Origin of the sequence: Azospirillum cavernae, assembly GCF_003590795.1 — a bacterium.
GTDB lineage: Bacteria > Pseudomonadota > Alphaproteobacteria > Azospirillales > Azospirillaceae > Azospirillum > Azospirillum cavernae.
Genome location: NZ_QYUL01000001.1, coordinates 2,350,992 through 2,365,938, shown reverse-complemented (window position 1 = coordinate 2,365,938; position 14,947 = coordinate 2,350,992). Strand labels below are relative to the sequence as shown.

Annotated in this window: 12 protein-coding genes and 2 tRNA genes; 6 read left to right on the top strand and 8 right to left on the bottom strand. The window is 59.8% G+C overall.

Annotated features, from left to right (window positions below; translation table 11 throughout):
• Window positions 1-36: 36 nt before the first annotated feature.
• From mrdA to D3877_RS10955, 5 genes are all read right to left on the bottom strand, one after another.
• Window positions 37-1,926, bottom strand: coding sequence for a penicillin-binding protein 2 (gene mrdA / locus D3877_RS10975; protein ID WP_199720742.1), 1,890 nt, complete (start codon window positions 1,924-1,926; stop codon window positions 37-39).
• Window positions 1,927-1,947: 21 nt separating this feature from the next.
• Window positions 1,948-2,460 carry a rod shape-determining protein MreD gene (gene mreD, locus D3877_RS10970; RefSeq protein WP_119830607.1) on the bottom strand — a complete coding sequence of 171 codons (513 nt, stop codon included), beginning with the start codon at window positions 2,458-2,460 and terminating at the stop codon, window positions 1,948-1,950.
• Window positions 2,461-2,500: 40 nt separating this feature from the next.
• Window positions 2,501-3,373, bottom strand: a complete 873-nt coding sequence (mreC, locus tag D3877_RS10965) for a rod shape-determining protein MreC (RefSeq protein ID WP_119830606.1) — start codon at window positions 3,371-3,373, stop codon at window positions 2,501-2,503.
• An 89-nt stretch (window positions 3,374-3,462) separates the two neighbouring features.
• Entirely contained in the window at window positions 3,463-4,503 is a 1,041-nt protein-coding gene (locus tag D3877_RS10960; protein WP_014240000.1) for a rod shape-determining protein, read from the bottom strand.
• A gap of 325 nt (window positions 4,504-4,828) precedes the next feature.
• A complete protein-coding gene (locus D3877_RS10955) occupies window positions 4,829-5,353 on the bottom strand; it encodes a TIGR00645 family protein (RefSeq protein WP_199720774.1) in 525 nt (174 codons plus the stop codon).
• A 249-nt stretch (window positions 5,354-5,602) separates the two neighbouring features.
• Between D3877_RS10955 and phoU the strand changes: the two genes are divergently transcribed.
• Window positions 5,603-6,310 (top strand): phosphate signaling complex protein PhoU, encoded by a 708-nt coding sequence (gene phoU / locus D3877_RS10950; protein ID WP_119830604.1) that lies wholly within the window; start codon window positions 5,603-5,605, stop codon window positions 6,308-6,310.
• Window positions 6,311-6,448: 138 nt separating this feature from the next.
• Window positions 6,449-6,781: a phosphoribosyl-ATP diphosphatase gene (hisE, locus tag D3877_RS10945; protein ID WP_119830603.1), complete on the top strand. Its 333-nt coding sequence runs from the start codon at window positions 6,449-6,451 to the stop codon at window positions 6,779-6,781.
• Between the two features lie 16 nt (window positions 6,782-6,797).
• Here hisE and D3877_RS10940 read toward each other — a convergent pair whose 3' ends face one another.
• The 3 genes from D3877_RS10940 to D3877_RS10930 form a co-directional block, all read right to left on the bottom strand.
• A complete protein-coding gene (locus D3877_RS10940; RefSeq protein WP_238474825.1) occupies window positions 6,798-8,444 on the bottom strand; it encodes a class I SAM-dependent methyltransferase in 1,647 nt (548 codons plus the stop codon).
• Window positions 8,445-8,569: 125 nt separating this feature from the next.
• Window positions 8,570-9,436, bottom strand: a complete 867-nt coding sequence (locus D3877_RS10935) for an IS3 family transposase (RefSeq protein WP_119828929.1) — start codon at window positions 9,434-9,436, stop codon at window positions 8,570-8,572.
• A complete protein-coding gene (locus D3877_RS10930; protein WP_119828928.1) occupies window positions 9,433-9,861 on the bottom strand; it encodes a helix-turn-helix domain-containing protein in 429 nt (142 codons plus the stop codon). Before D3877_RS10930 ends, D3877_RS10935 begins: the two co-directional genes overlap by 4 nt.
• Window positions 9,862-10,456: 595 nt before the next feature.
• Between D3877_RS10930 and D3877_RS10925 the strand changes: the two genes are divergently transcribed.
• The 4 genes from D3877_RS10925 (at window position 10,457) to D3877_RS29380 (ending at window position 14,827) form a co-directional block, all read left to right on the top strand.
• A tRNA-Lys gene (locus D3877_RS10925) sits at window positions 10,457-10,532 on the top strand.
• 66 nt (window positions 10,533-10,598) lie between these two features.
• Window positions 10,599-10,674: transfer RNA gene (locus tag D3877_RS10920), tRNA-Lys, on the top strand.
• Between the two features lie 380 nt (window positions 10,675-11,054).
• On the top strand, window positions 11,055-11,798 hold the full coding sequence (locus D3877_RS29385) for a hypothetical protein (RefSeq protein ID WP_147395154.1): 744 nt from the start codon (window positions 11,055-11,057) through the stop codon (window positions 11,796-11,798).
• Window positions 11,799-11,848: 50 nt separating this feature from the next.
• A complete protein-coding gene (locus tag D3877_RS29380) occupies window positions 11,849-14,827 on the top strand; it encodes an NACHT domain-containing protein (RefSeq protein WP_147395153.1) in 2,979 nt (992 codons plus the stop codon).
• Window positions 14,828-14,947 lie beyond the last annotated feature (120 nt).

Genomic DNA, 14,947 nt, shown 5'->3' with positions numbered 1-14,947 from the left:
ACGACGCGGCGTTGACAGACGAGAGGGTTGACGCAGTTACCCTCTCGGCCTGGCTTTGACGCCGTTTGGCGGGCTTTCAGCGACCGACGCGCGGCCTGGGTCGCGTTTCTGGCATTCCAGCAGGATGTCGCGGGCGATGGGCGCCGCCACGGTGGAGCCGCCGCCGCCATGCTCGACAAAGACGCAGCAGGCGTAGCGTGGGGCCTGGACGGGCGCGAAGGCGACGAACAGGGCGTGGTCGCGCTCGCGCCACGGAATGTCTTCGTTCTTCTTCACGCCGGTGCTGCGTTCGGCCATCGAGATGCGGCGGACCTGGGCCGATCCGGTTTTGCCCGCCAGTTCGAACCCGGCCTCGACGATGCGGGATTTGTAGGCGGTGCCGTTCGGGGCGTTGGAAACCTCATACATGCCGCGCAGGACAAGGTCGAGATTCTCCTTTTTCACCCCCAGGCTGGGCCAACTGGTCTGTTCACCGCTGACCGATTTGATTTGCCGAGTCAAATGCGGCTTCACCGCGTAACCGCCGTTGGCCAAGCGGCTGGTCATCACCGCCAATTGCAGCGGCGTCGCCAGCACATAGCCCTGGCCGATGGAGGCGACCAGCGTTTCGCCCATGTCCCAGCCCTTGCCATAGGTCGCCTTTTTCCAGGCGATGGACGGGATCACGCCGGGCCGCTCGTGCGGCAAATCCAGCCCGGTGCGGTCGCCCAAGCCAAAACGCCGGGCCATTTCGGCGATGCGGTCCACGCCGACCCGGCGCGACACGTCGTAAAAGAACACGTCGCAGGAATGGCGCAGGCCGCCGACGATGTCGACGGTGCCGTGACCGCCCTTTTTCCAGCAATGGAATCGGTGGTCGCCCAACTCCATGTAGCCGGGGCAGAAGACGGAATGGTGGTTGCTGATCGCCCCCGATTCCAACCCGGCCAGCGCCACCATCATCTTGAAGGTGGAACCCGGCGGGTATTGGCCGACCACCGCCTTGTTGTTCAGCGGAGTCGCTGGGTTGGACAGCAGTTCTTCCCACAGCTCGGCGTTGATGCCCAGGGTGAATTGGTTGGGATCGAAGCTGGGGTGGGAGCACAGCGCGTAGATGCCGCCGGTGTGGATGTCCATCACCACGGCGGACGCGCTTTGCTCCTGCGCCAGACGTTGCTGGACGTAGCGCTGCATGCCCATGTCGATGGTCAGTTGGATTTCGCGGCCCGATTGGCCTTCGTCGCGCGACAATTCGCGGATGACGCGGCCAACCGCGTTCACCTCCAACTGGCTGGTTCCGGCGGTGCCGCGCAGGACCTTTTCGTGAAACTTCTCGATGCCCGCCTTGCCGATGCGGAAGCCGGGCAGGGACAGCACGGGATCGCTGTTGCCGCTCAACTCGGCCTCAGACACCGCGCCGACATAGCCCATGATGTGGGCCAGCGAGTCAGCCTGCGGGTAATGGCGGATTTCGCCGACCTCGATGGCCACGCCCGGCAGATCGGGGGTGTTCATCTCGATGGTCGCCACCTGCTCCCACGACAGGTTTTCGCGCACGGTGACGGGGACGAAGCGGCGTTTGCGGTGCAACTCGCGCAGCACCCGGCGGCGGTCGCCCTCGGTCAGCGGCACGATGCGGGAAATCTTGTCCAGCGTTTCCTGAATGTTGCGCGTCCGCTCCGACACCACGACGACGCGGTAATTCTGCTGGTTGATCGCCAGCGGCGTGCCGAAACGGTCGATGATGGTGCCGCGCGACGGCGCGATCAGCCGTAGGCTGATGCGGTTTTCCTCGGCCAGCATGGTGTAGCGCGCCGACTCAATCACCTGAAGGTAATAGAGCCGTCCGACCAGCGCGGACAAGCCAGCCAGCTTCAACCCGCCCAACACCAGGGCGCGGCGGCTCAGCAATCGGGATCGGTCGGTGTCGCGGTCAATGGAACTCATAAAGCCCTGAGGGAAACCCCGTTACCCGTTGAGGAAGGCGCGGTGAACCCGGATCAGCAACCATCCCAGCGCCGGGAACATCGCCACGGTCAGCAGCCCTTGGAACAGGGCCGGTTTGAGCGGCAGGATGGTGGCGTTCAGCACCGAAAAAGCCAGCCATTGCAGAAAGGCCGCGCCGATCATCACCATGGCGAAGCCGATCCACAGCAAAACAAAGGTGCTGGCCAGGAACACCCGGCGCTGATTCATCACCGCCCATTGCGCGACGACCAGCATCAGAGCGTTGACGCCCAGCGGCCCGCCGATCAACAGATCTTGCAACAGCCCGATCAGAAAGGCCACCCCCGGCCGCATCAGATCAGGTCTGTGGATCGTCCAATAATAGACGGAAATCAGCGTCAAGTTCGGGGCGACGGGGGCGTAGGCCGGGACGGGGATGCGGATCATGCCGACCAGCACCAGCATCGCCGTAACGGCGAAGGGCGCAAGATTGCGCCCCGCCTTGTCCAGCCTTTGCCAGAAGGTTGTGGTCATCTCCACACGCTTGCGCCCATCGGTTTCGCGCCCACGCGCCTTACTTCCATTCGGGCGAGGAGTCGAACTCCGTGCCGGGCAGGCCGAAATCGACCAGGCGCAGATGCTCAACCCGCGACAGATCGGTGTTGGGCAGCACGCGGACGCCGCCGCGCTCGCTGACGGAGGTCACGACGCCCACCGCCAGACCGGGGGGAAACAGCCCGCCATGGCCCGACGTGACGACGCGCTCACCCACCTGCACCGGCGATTCCGGCGGCAGATAGAGCAGTCTGGCTTGATCGGAATTGTCCCCGGCCAGCACCGCGCGTTGGCGGGAGCTTTCCAGAATCACCGGAACGCGGGCGTTGATGTCGGTCAGCAGCAGAACCCGCGACGACCATTCGCCCACCTCAATCACCCGACCAATCAGACCGGCCCCGGCCAAGGCGGCTTGTCCCTTCTTCACTCCGTCGCGTCGCCCCGCCGTCACCACCAGGGTGCGGACGAAGGAGCTGCCGGGGGTGGCGATGACGCGGGCGGTGATGAAATTGACCGACGGTTCCGGCGTGACGCGCAGCAGGGTGCGCAGGCTGGCGTTTTCCGATTCCAGCCGCAGCGCCGCTTGCTTCCATTGCAGCAGACGCGCGTTCTCCGCCTTCAACCGCTGATTTTCATCAAAGGCGTTTTCGACCTCGACCACGGATTCGATAACGCGGGCGGCGGTGGCGGCGGGGCGGGAAATAGCGTCGAGGATCGGCGAAAAGGCGTCGGTCACGCGCGCCCGCGCGGTGTCCACCGACAGCGATTCGATCTTGCCCACCATCATCAGGGCAATCGACGCCAAGACCAAGAGCAGAAAGGAAAAGCGGTGCGCCAATGCCCGCAACGGAGCGGCAAGACGCACGACAGAGCCGGAGGAGCGAGGCTTCACAGGAAATTCCCGTCCAGATACGGGGGTGTCTCCGGCTCTTACACCCTACCTATGGCGAAAGAACCGGAGGCCTTCGAGACATACACCAATCAGTAGGCGCTGACCAAGACGTTTCGCAGGGTCTTCATCTCTTCCAACGCCCGGCCCGTGCCAAGCGCGACGCAGGACAGCGGGTCGTCGGCGATGGACACCGGCAGGCCGGTGGCGTGGCGCAACACGAAATCGAGGTTGCCAAGCAGCGCGCCGCCGCCGGTCAGGACGATGCCCTTGTCGACGATGTCGGCGGCCAGTTCCGGCGCCGTGTGCTCCAGCGCGACCTTCACCGCTTCGACGATGGCGGAGACCGGCTCCGCCAACGACTCGGCGATCTGCCGTTCGGAGATGATGAGTTCCTTGGGCACGCCGTTCATCAGGTCGCGGCCCTTGATCTCCAGGATGCGGCCTTCGCCGTCTTCCGGCGGGCAGGCCGAGCCGATTTCCTTCTTGATCCGCTCCGCCGAACCTTCGCCGACCAGCAGATTGTGGGTGCGGCGGATGTAGCCGATGATGGCCTCGTCCATCTTGTCGCCGCCGACGCGGACCGAACGCGAATAGACGATGCCGCCCAGCGACAGCACGGCCACTTCGGTGGTGCCGCCGCCGATGTCGACGACCATCGAGCCGGTCGGCTCCGTCACCGGCAGCCCGGCGCCGATCGCGGCGGCCATCGGCTCTTCGATGAGGAAGACGCGGCGGGCGCCGGCGGCTTCCGCCGATTCCTGAATGGCGCGGCGTTCAACGGCGGTGGACCCCGACGGCACGCAGATGATGACCTGCGGGCTGGCGAAGCTGCGGCGGTTGTGAACCTTGCGGATGAAATGCTTGATCATTTCCTCCGCCACCTCGAAATCGGCGATGACGCCGTCGCGCAGGGGGCGGATGGCCTGGATGTTGCCCGGCGTGCGGCCCAGCATCATCTTCGCTTCGTCGCCAACGGCGAGAACCTGCTTCTTGCCGCGCACGTTGGCGATGGCCACCACGGACGGCTCGTTCAGCACGATGCCTCGCCCCTTGACATACACCAAGGTGTTGGCCGTCCCGAGGTCGATCGCCATGTCGGCGGACAATACGCCAAGCAGTTTGGAAAGCATGGAGTTGACGGACTCTTCAAAGCGGTTGAGACGGCCTTGTCAGCGGCATGGCATAGCACGTCCGCCGACGGTTCCATAGACGAATGCACCGGCACGCTCAAGCGCCGAGTGCGCCCGAACGCGAAACTCTCTCCGTCGATCCGCCGCCCGACGACGGCGTCCAGCGGCGGCGATGGCGTTTCTGGCGAGGCGAAGGGGGCGGGAGGCGCCAGCGGGGCGAGCCGCAGGCTGCAAAAGCGCCCCTTGTTCGTCTCGGCCCTGTCTAGGCCGATTCATGCTGCGCCGCAACGGGATTGTGACGAAAAGCGACGGCGCGGGCTGGCGCTCAATGCTCCCCGGCGTCCTTGCTCGGGCCGTGGCGATGGCCTTCCAGCCGATCCATCAGCGCCAGCAGCACGCCCGACACGACGAAGGTCATGTGAACGATGACCAGCCACATCAGCTCGTCATGCGCGACGTTGGGCAGATTCATGAAGGCCTTGAGCAGATGAATGCCGGAGATGGCGACGATGGAGGCGATCAGCTTCAGCTTCAGCCCGCTGAAATCCACCTTGCCCATCCAATCCGGGCGGTCTTCGTGGTTGGCGACGTCGATCTTCGAGACGAAATTCTCATAGCCGGAAAAGATCACCATCAGCAGCAGATTTCCGGCCAGCGACAGGTCGATCAAGGTCAGGACCGCCAGCAGCACGTCCTTTTCCGCCATCTCCAGCACATGCGGGACGATGTGGAAGACCTCTTGGGTGAATTTGACCAACAGCAGGGCCAACGCGATCACCAGCCCAAGATAAAAGGGCGCGAGCAGCCAGCGGCTGGCGAAAATGATCTGTTCAAAGCGGCGTTCGATCATGGCGAGCATCGTCGTCCGTGGCGTTTGGGTGCGGGACGCCTTGCTTGTGGCCGAAGCCTTGGCGCCCGATATCCCGCCTTGTGACAGTGCTGCGCTGCAAAATCAACCCTCCCGGCCCGCAAGTTTGGTTCACAAAGCGTGTCGAGGCGCAACGATCTGGTCAGGGCCGTCATGGTCCGGTAACGTTTCGTCGCTATGGTGCCGCTTGGTAAACATCCTGTTGCCCGCCGCTTGGAAAGGTCCGCATTGATGACGAACTCCACCCCGCACATCGTGTCCGCGTTCGAGGACGCTCTGAAGCGGCTGAAGTCCGCCATCGTCCAAATGGCGGGCGCGGCGGAAACCCAGCTCGATCAGGCGCTGACCTGCCTGACCCAGCGCAACCCCGATCTGGCGCTGGAAATCGTCCGCGCCGACGCCCGGCTCGATTCCTTCGAGCATGAGATCGAGGCCCATTGCATGCGCCTGTTGGTGCTGCGCCAGCCGGTGGCCGACGATCTGCGCGAGGTGGTCGCCGCCCTGAAGATCGCCGCCAATCTGGAGCGGGTTGGCGACCACGCCGCCAATTCGGCCAAGCGCGCGGCGGCCATCGAGGTGTTTCCCGACACCGCCCCGCTGCTCGGCCTGCCCAATCTGGGGCGGTTGGTGCGCGAGCGGCTGACCAGCGTCATCGACGCCTATGTCGACAACGACGCGGCGGCGGCCATGCGGATTTGGAGCACGGACGACGAGGTGGACGCGCTCTACACCAGCCTGTGCGCCGAGATCGAACGGTCGGCGGAAGCCTCGCCCGGCCAATTCTCCGCCCACATGCATCTGATGATGATCGCCAAGAATCTGGAGCGCATCGGCGACCACGCGACCAACATCGCGGAGGTGGTGCATTACGTCAGCACCGGGCGGCCCCTGTTGGACGAGCGCCCGAAGGCTGACCGTTCCTGCGACCCGGCGCCCTGATCGCCTGAGGGTATTGGTGATTCTCGGCAACGGCGGGCGGGCAAAAACGCGCCTTATATGACAGGACTATGGAAAAATTGTTTCGGCGGGTCCAGGCTGCCGAAACATTCCATCCTGTTTTCGAAACGATCGCCCGCCATGACCGACGCCTTGATCCGCCTGTACGACGCCATTCTTGAGCGCAAGGACATGGACCCCGCCGAGTCCAAGACCGCGCGGTTGATCGCCGCCGGGCCGAAGAAGATCGCCAAGAAGGTCGGGGAGGAGGCGGTCGAGGTGGCGCTGGACGCCATGAACGAGGACCGCCAGGGCGTCATCAACGAAAGCGCCGACCTGCTTTACAATCTGTCGGTCCTGTGGGCGACCTTGAACATCCGGCCCAACGACGTGTTCGACGAGATCCGGCGGCGGGAAGAGCTGTACGGCATCGCCGAAAAGCTGCCCAAACCGACCGGCGGCGCGGGCAAGTAACCCTCCTGTCTTGCGATCAACGCACCCCCAATTGAGTCAACACCGGCAGCCGCCGGGCTGTGAAGCTTGCGTGGCGGCGGCGCAGTTCGGCGAGGTTCTCCTCCGCGCTCTCACAATAGTGGCCGTCGCGGCCCAGCCGGGCGCCGTCCGCTGAAAGATGGGTCCAGGCTCGTTCCGCCGGATCCTCGCCCTGGCGGGCGGCCAGCAGGAACAGCGCCTCGATCCGCGACACCGCCACCCCCGATCCCAGCAACGGCGCGGCCAGATGGCCGGGCGCGTCGTCAAAACGGTGACGCTCCAGCACCGCCGCGTTGAAGCGGTCGGCCTGCGCCTGCCGGTCGCCGGTCGCGTCCTCGGCCAGAGCGGGGGCGACGAGGCCCAGGCTGGTCAGCAGCACCAGGGCGCGGACCACCGCGTCGTCCCCTTGGGCGGCCAGCGCCGTGCGGGCGAGCAGCGCGCCCAAGCTCTGCGGCCCTTCGGCCAGCGCCTCGGCCAGGGGGCCATGGACCGCGCGGGGGAAGGGCAGGCGGCCGACGGGGGTGGAGGCGCTTTCCGGCAGATCGTCGGCGGGGACCAGCAGGGCGAAGCGGCTGGCGCGCAGCGCTTGGCGACGCTCGGCGGCGCTCAGGCGCTCGCCCCCCTTGATGAACAGGTCGCGGCGGAAGCTGCGGTTGGTCAGGATGTCGCGCAGGGTTTCGGCCTGGGCGGGGTCGCCCGCCTCCGCCGCCAGGGCTTGCGCGGCGGGGGAGAGGGTGAGGTCGTCCAACTGCTCCATCGGCACGGCGGCCCCGGCGAACTCCAGCTTGGCGGCGGCCAGCTCGCGGACGACGTCGGCGTGGTAAAAGGCGGTCCAGTCGCGGTTCAGATACTCGTGCGCGATGTAGTTGGCCGATTTGCCGCGCAGCGAGTCGATGCGCTCCACCACCCCCTCCACCCCGGCGAACCAGCCGCCGCCCAGCGCGGCCAGCCGGGCGGCGAAGGTGACGGCCCGCTCGATCCGCTCGGGCAGCGGGCCGGACTCCTCGGCGCAGCGTTCGACCAGCAGGCGGCGCAACGGCATGTGGGCCAGGGTGCCGGGCAGGGCGTTGTAGCTGACGAAGGCGATTCCGCCGGGCGCCAGACGGCGGCGCAGCAGATCGACCAGGATGGCGCGGTTTTCGGCGCTGACCCACGACCACACGCCGTGCAGGGCGGCGACGTCCAGCGGCGGCCCGTCGCGCCGGGCGTGCTCGGCGAAGCTGTCCTCCAGGAACAGGGCGTTGGTCAGCCCGCCATCCCCGGCCAACCGCCGGACGCCCGCGATGTGGGCGGGGTTGAAGTCCATCGCCTCGAACCGGGCCTGCGGGTTGGCCCCGGCCAGAACCGCGCTGGTCAGCCCATGGCCGCAACCCAGCTCCGCCATGGTGAAACGTCCGTCGCGCAGCGCGTCGGGCGGGCGCCAGCCCCGCAGCGTCAGGGCGAAGGACAGCAGGGCGGGGGACCAGTCGCGGTAAAAGGCGCGGATGTAGTCGATCCCGCCGACATAACCATCCGTCCAACCGTCCGTCCAACCGCCCGCCCTATCGCCCATGCCCTGCGCTCCCGTCCATCCATCCACGCGGCGTCCCCCCGGAACCGCCGCCCGTTCCGCCGCGACGGTGTAGCCGCCGCCGCCCCGTCCCACAAGCGGCCTCGCCGCGCCGCCACGCGGGGAGGGGGTGAATGGAACGTTTGAAACAGTATGAAACAGTTTTCCGCGCGCTGGACCGCCCCCCATCTTTGAGACGTCGATAAAATGTTCCGGCATGGTCATGCCACCAGGGCCGGGCGGCCGCCCGGCCCTGGTGGCGGCGATTTTTCCTCGAACTCGACCGGCGGGCTGTAAGCGAGGGCCGAGTGGAGACGTTGTCGATTGTACGCCTCGTCGATGAAACGGTCGATGCAAGCGCGCGCTTGGGCGATGTCGGCGTAGCTGCGGCCATCGACTTCTTCGGTCTTGAGCGTCTTCATGAAGCTTTCAGCCATGGCGTTGTCGTAAGGGCAGCCCACGCGGCTCATGCTTGGCTGGACGCCGTGGGCCTCCAGACGCTCGATGTAGGCCCGGCAGGCGTACTGGACGCCACGATCGGAGTGGTGAACCATCGGTCCCGTTCCCCGCGCGGCCAAGGCGCCGTCCAGCGCCTCCAGCGCCAGTTCCGCGCGCAGATGGTCGGCCAACGCCCAACCGATCACCCGGCGGGACCAGGCGTCCAGCACCACCGCCAGATAGGCGAACTCCCCGCCCAGCCGGACATAGGTGATGTCGGCCACCCACAGCTGGTTCGGCCCGCTCAACGCCAGGCGGCGCGCCAGGTTGGGCCAAACCGGAAAGTCATGACGGCTGTCCGTCGTCGTCGGCGCGAACGCCGCCCGCCGCAGGCTCAGCAGATTGTCCTCCCGCATCAGCCTCAGCACCCGCTTGTGGTTCGCCAGCCGCCCCTCACGGCGCAGCAGCGCCGTGATCCGCCGATAACCGTAATGCCGATGCGCCAACGCCAAGCGCTGGATCGCGTCGCGCAGGTCCGTATCCTCCGCCCTCGGAGCGCGCTCCCGCCAATGCCGGTAGAAACCGGCCCGGCTCACCTGGGCCAAGCCGCACATCCGCTCCACCGAAAGCCTGCCTTGCCGCTGCGTCATCGCCTGGATGGCGGCGTAGACGCCCTCTCGCCAGCCGCGTTCATCGACCGGCGCGACTCCTCGACCCGCTGCAAGGCTTCGCTGAAAAAATCCAATTCCAGTTGTTGACGCGCGACCGTCCGCTCAAGCGCCGACACCCAGGCGCGCGCCTCCGGCCCAAGCTGAGCCAAAGCAGCTTCCGACGGCGCGCCGGGAGCAGGAACCTCCGGCGCCGTTCCCTCAACCGCCCCTGACCGCCGATAGCCACGCTGACGACCGGGAGCGCGCTCCAACCCAGCCTCCCCATCGCGAGCAAAAGACGCCCGCCAGCGGTAAATTTGCGAACGGAACACACCACTTTCTCGTTCGAGGTCCGTCACCCGCTCGCCAGCCTCAAGCCGACGAACCAGAGAAACCTTGAACTCAACACTTCGCTTCTCTCCCATCCGTCCTCTCCCAAAGAGAGCCGGAACACTTTAGCAGAGTCTCAAAATTGGGGGGCATTCCAGCGCTGTTCACTTGTTCCATTCGTCCCTCCGCCCGGTCGGCTCGTCTGGGGGAACCCCGCGAAACCACCCTCCATCGAGTCCTACAGCGGTCGGTTCGGCGGGGCAACGATCCGGCGAAAATTCAGGCGTTTGGCGGGGTTGGAGCCAGCGGAGCGGCCCGTTCCGCGCCCGCGCGGCGTTTGGGGCGCCGCGCCTCCTGCGACCGACGGCGAGCCGTCGCCGTGCGACAGGCCGTGCAACAGGCCCCGGCCCGGCGGGGCGGCGGTGTTTCATTGACGGGGTCGGGGGCGGGGCCGCCGCCGCCGCCGCGCAAGCGGCGAGGGGGCGTGCCGACGCGGCGAGGGTCCGTGGCCCGCCCGCGACGGGCCGCCGGAAAAAATCCGCCGGACGCTGAATTTTGCTATCGACAGCCCCGGACGGCTTCGCTATAAACCGCGCCACACCGGGCGGGCTTCACCGCTGGCCCGGGATGATGACCAGTCGGTTGGAGGCGCGGCGACGCAAACCCGGCGGTTGGTGATCCTCAAGAGATGGGCGCATAGCTCAGTTGGTAGAGCAGCTGACTCTTAATCAGCGGGCCCAAGGTTCGAGTCCTTGTGCGCCCACCATCTCTTGACAGCCGTGTGGTTCCGGCTGGGTTCGCGGGTGATCGCGGCCAAACGAACGACACAGATGGGCGCATAGCTCAGTTGGTAGAGCAGCTGACTCTTAATCAGCGGGCCCAAGGTTCGAGTCCTTGTGCGCCCACCATCTTCCGAACCGCACCAACGGTTCCCAAAAAGCCCGGCCTTGAGCTGGGCTTTTTGCGTTTCTGGGGCTGGTGGCTGAGTCGTTCTGTGCGAGGATACAGCATTCGCTTACTTCCATTATGTCATAGGCTGCACGAATGCTGTCCGGCTGTCGTTATTCACTCAGTTTATGACATAGTAGAATTGAGGTTGGGGAGGATGACCGCTGACAATCATAGGCATGCAGGCATGATAGAATACCCTGATATGTTGATTTCTTAGTCTTATGCATCCTCATAAAGCCTATCGCTGATGTTAGAATCAATTTTACCCAGAGGTCGATCTTGACATAGCGTCTCTAGGCGGTAATTGATTGTATAACATTCATTTGGGAGGTCCTCAATGCGTTACAATCTTGAAAGCCTTGGGCCTGAGCGGTTCCAGCAACTTTGCCAGTCAATCTTAGTTTCTAAATACTCTGGAATTCAGTGCTTTCCGGTGGGGCAGCCAGATGGTGGTCGCGATGCTATCCAATATCTAGATGCATCTATTAATGATTTTAATGTGTTTCAAATAAAGTTTGTTAGAAAAGGCGATGTCGAGAATCCGCGAGAGTGGGTTGACAACATATCTGATGGAGAATTTGAGAAAGTTCAGAGATTAATTGCGCGAGGTGCAAAAAATTATATCCTTGTTACTAATATACAGGGCACAGCTCATCTTGACGTTGGGTCGATTGATATGCTCAATAAGGCCATTTCCAATAAATTTTCAATCCCTACGCGTGTTATGTGGCGAGACGATATTGATGCTTATCTTGACAATGACTGGAACATAAAACTTCAATATCCTGATGTTATGACGGGGCAAGATTTCCTCAGATTGATACTAGAACAACAAGATGGAGCGCATATCTCAAGGCGACGCAATGCTCTGCAAGCATTTTTAGCAGAGCAGTATAATGATGATTCAGAAGTAAAATTTAGGCAAATTGATTTTCAGACAAAGCTTCTTGATATTTTTATAGATCTTCCATTTAGCATTGCGGTGAGTAATAAATACTGCATTGTTGATGATAATTCAAAAATTATTTCTTCGTATCTTCGTATCTTCGCATCTTCGAACACGAAAAGCGCGGAAAATTAATTATATGTGACAAAACAGAATCAGAAGACTCGGTTGGGACGGCGACATTCTTGCTGAGTAACTTCGGTGGAGACCTCCTGAGCCAGATAGTGATGGAGGGTGCGCCTGGGCAAGGAAAATCAACTATTGTACAGTATTTATGTCAAGTGCAACGTATACGTTGGTTAAATAAGGTTAGTGATTTCGAGAAACTGCCCGATGCCCACAAAACATCACCGCTACGACTTCCTATTAAAGTTGATTTGCGAGATTTCTCCACTTGGATTTCTGGCGTAAACCCCTTTATTCCAAATGAAGTTATTTCTACGCCCGCAGTAAATCGATCTCTTGAAGGTTTTTTGGCCTTTCTCATTGGCTACCAAAGTGGTGGCATTGATTTTGATGTCAACGACCTGCTTGAAGTGTCTAAGCTCGCTCCCTTGTTTATCGTATTAGATGGGTTGGACGAAGTCGCGGAAATCCCGAGGCGACGGGACATAGTTATGCTGGTCACGAAAGCGGCGCCTCGACTCCGAGAGAATTGTCATGGTCTAAAAATTTTAATCACCTCTCGCCCGTCAAATTTTGAAAACTCGCCTGGTTTTGACCAAAACCATTACCCTATTCTTCAATTAGGATCAGTTACAAAAGCACAAATCTTCAAATACGCAGAGCGCTGGATGATCGCAAGAAATTTCAATTGGAGAGAGAAGCTTGACTTGACCAAGACGCTTGAGACAAAACTTGATGAGCCTCACATAAGAGATTTGGCAAGAAACCCAATGCAACTAGCTATTCTTTTAAGTTTAGTTCATACTGAAGGCCCAGCACTTCCGGATAAAAGAACAAGCCTATATTATTACTATGTTGATAGGTTTTTCAGCCGAGAAGCGGGAAAAACCGCCGTGGTTAGCCAATACCTCGATCTCTTAAAAGATATTCATGGATATGTTGCGTGGGTACTCCATTCATCAGCTGAAAACATCCGAGGTCGCAAAAAAATTGCAAACGGAGGGAAGATTGCTCTTTCGGATCTAAAGATTTTGCTAAAAGAATACCTTGAGAGAGAGCAGCAAGACACAAAAATCATTGATGATATATTTCAAGCGATGATGACTCGAGTCTTCATGCTTGTATCGCGGGTTGAAGGAACATACCAGTTTGAGGTGCAACCACTCCAGGAGTATTTTGCGGCACGCTTTTTATATGACACAGCCTCGTATTCACCTCCTGGACTGGAAAGTTCAGGAACCAAACCAGATAGATTTGATGCAATTGCTCGTAATTTCTATTGGCTTAATGTGGTTAGGTTTTTTTGTGGTTGTTTTGGTAAGGGTGAGCTATTAGATCTCGCTGACCGAGTTCGAGAGTTGACCAGAGATCCCGTTATTGGCCGCACACACCACCCTGCAATGCTTGCGGCGATGCTTCTCGCTGATTCTGTCTTTTCACAAAGCCCTCGGGCAATCAACGAGATTTCGGCAGTCCTAGCTGAGGCAGAAACTCTTCGGTACCTTTGCCCTTCACGTTCGAGGCATCGCTCTGATTTAAGTGTGCAGATTCCCGCACGTAGCGGAGGGAATACCATTGTTTCAAGTATCTTTGAGCACCTCATCAGTGGGACGGCGCGTTGGGATACTTTCATAAATTTTATTGTCTTTCTCCAGAACAATCTCAGCCCTCAAGAAACTATCGAGTGGTGGCTTGGAGATGCTAAAGCTCGATTGTTACATAATAAAGCAAGGTGGCTGCGTATAGGGTCGGCCCTTGAATGTATTGAGCATGCTCCAGTCCATTCTCTAGTGGAAAATTTGTCTGGGGATATGGAAAAAGGAATGTTGTCTCTTCTTGTATCTCATCAGAGATTTGATTTTTTCTCCGGTGATGTTGAAATGTCAGACAAAATGGGGGGGTATATACTTAATTGTCAAGTTCGGTATAATCAATGGAAGTGTGCTTATCCTTCTTTTCTTCTCCTTCCATTTCTTGAAGTTTCTGGATCTATTAATTTTGATTACTCCTGGAACCAACGTGAAGCATTTAGTGCCGCCTTGTCCGATTTTTCAAAAATGGAATCTATTACGCAACTGTGCAATGAATATGGGCAAGATAGCTTTGCATCAAAAGCTTGGAAATTCAGTGAAATTGTACATAGAACCTTGAGTGGTCCGACCGAGCTTCCCCTGGTAAAGATTGAAACATGGGAAAACCTCCTTGATGATGCTCGAGAAATATTTGGAGATCGTGTGGCTTTGCTGGACTGCGCAATGGCGCTGAGTGAAGCTAAAAGAGGTAGGAGGGGACGATATAAATTTATGGAGCTACTTGACTTGAGTTTTCCCATAGTTGAAAGAATCCGCTACGCTCGCTCCCAGAGTAGGAATGCAGCTTGGTGGAAGCTTCAGCATGGACAAATTCAGAGAAAGGAGGATGCTCTCTTGTTTCACTTTGCGTTCTGGCTCTCAATCTCTGAGGATATATTAGAAGAAATGGCGGAAATTTTAGCGGATAGCCTAGATAGTCTTGAGGATTTTGAGTGGATTGCGCTTAAATCTAAATTTGAATACTTAGTTTATCATTCGGTCGATGTCCCAAAAGACTGGGATCATCCTCTTTTGCCAGCTATGTGTTCTTCTCTTCGACTCGGGTTCATGGCCTCTATTAAATTTCCGCTAAAATATGCGGGGAGCTTTTCCCTGTTGGTGTTTAATAATTCAGCGCCGATCAAGAGGGAATTTGCTGAATTTCAGCAAGTCTATGCTTTAATGGCTGCGATAAATCAGAAAATTAGCTGGGAAAAGGCTTTGAAAATAGTTCGAGACACTTACAATTGTGATGCGACTTTCTCGATTATTCGGATTACGGGTAATGGTGCTCGCGCTTCTTTACCTGATCATGTGATAGAAGAGGTGGTTGCTAACCCAGATGCCTATCCAGCGCTTCTATGGAATGAGGCTGTCGCGCATATAACGGGGCAGGCGCGTAAGGCGATCAAGCCTGTTGCGTATACAGCTGAAAAGGAAGGTTGGTTTGTTTCTCGCCGACGTTAGTCCTGGATCCCCGCCTTCGTGGGAGTGACGAAGCCAAACGTCATTCTGTTCCGCTGTTTTGCCAAACGGGTGGATGTGCGAATCCCTCTCCCATAGGGAGAGGGATTTTAAGGCGCTGGG

What these genes read in the sequence shown, in the direction of transcription:
- mrdA (WP_199720742.1), bottom strand. Translation starts at nt 1,926, where the DNA reads ATGAGTTCCATTGACCGCGACACCGACCGATCCCGATTGCTGAGCCGC.
- mreD (WP_119830607.1), bottom strand. Translation starts at nt 2,460, where the DNA reads ATGACCACAACCTTCTGGCAAAGGCTGGACAAGGCGGGGCGCAATCTT.
- D3877_RS10960 (WP_014240000.1), bottom strand. Translation starts at nt 4,503, where the DNA reads ATGCTTTCCAAACTGCTTGGCGTATTGTCCGCCGACATGGCGATCGAC.
- D3877_RS10955 (WP_199720774.1), bottom strand. Translation starts at nt 5,353, where the DNA reads ATGATCGAACGCCGCTTTGAACAGATCATTTTCGCCAGCCGCTGGCTG.
- phoU (WP_119830604.1), top strand. Translation starts at nt 5,603, where the DNA reads ATGACGAACTCCACCCCGCACATCGTGTCCGCGTTCGAGGACGCTCTG.
- hisE (WP_119830603.1), top strand. Translation starts at nt 6,449, where the DNA reads ATGACCGACGCCTTGATCCGCCTGTACGACGCCATTCTTGAGCGCAAG.
- D3877_RS10935 (WP_119828929.1), bottom strand. Translation starts at nt 9,436, where the DNA reads ATGACGCAGCGGCAAGGCAGGCTTTCGGTGGAGCGGATGTGCGGCTTG.
- D3877_RS10930 (WP_119828928.1), bottom strand. Translation starts at nt 9,861, where the DNA reads ATGGGAGAGAAGCGAAGTGTTGAGTTCAAGGTTTCTCTGGTTCGTCGG.
- D3877_RS29385 (WP_147395154.1), top strand. Translation starts at nt 11,055, where the DNA reads ATGCGTTACAATCTTGAAAGCCTTGGGCCTGAGCGGTTCCAGCAACTT.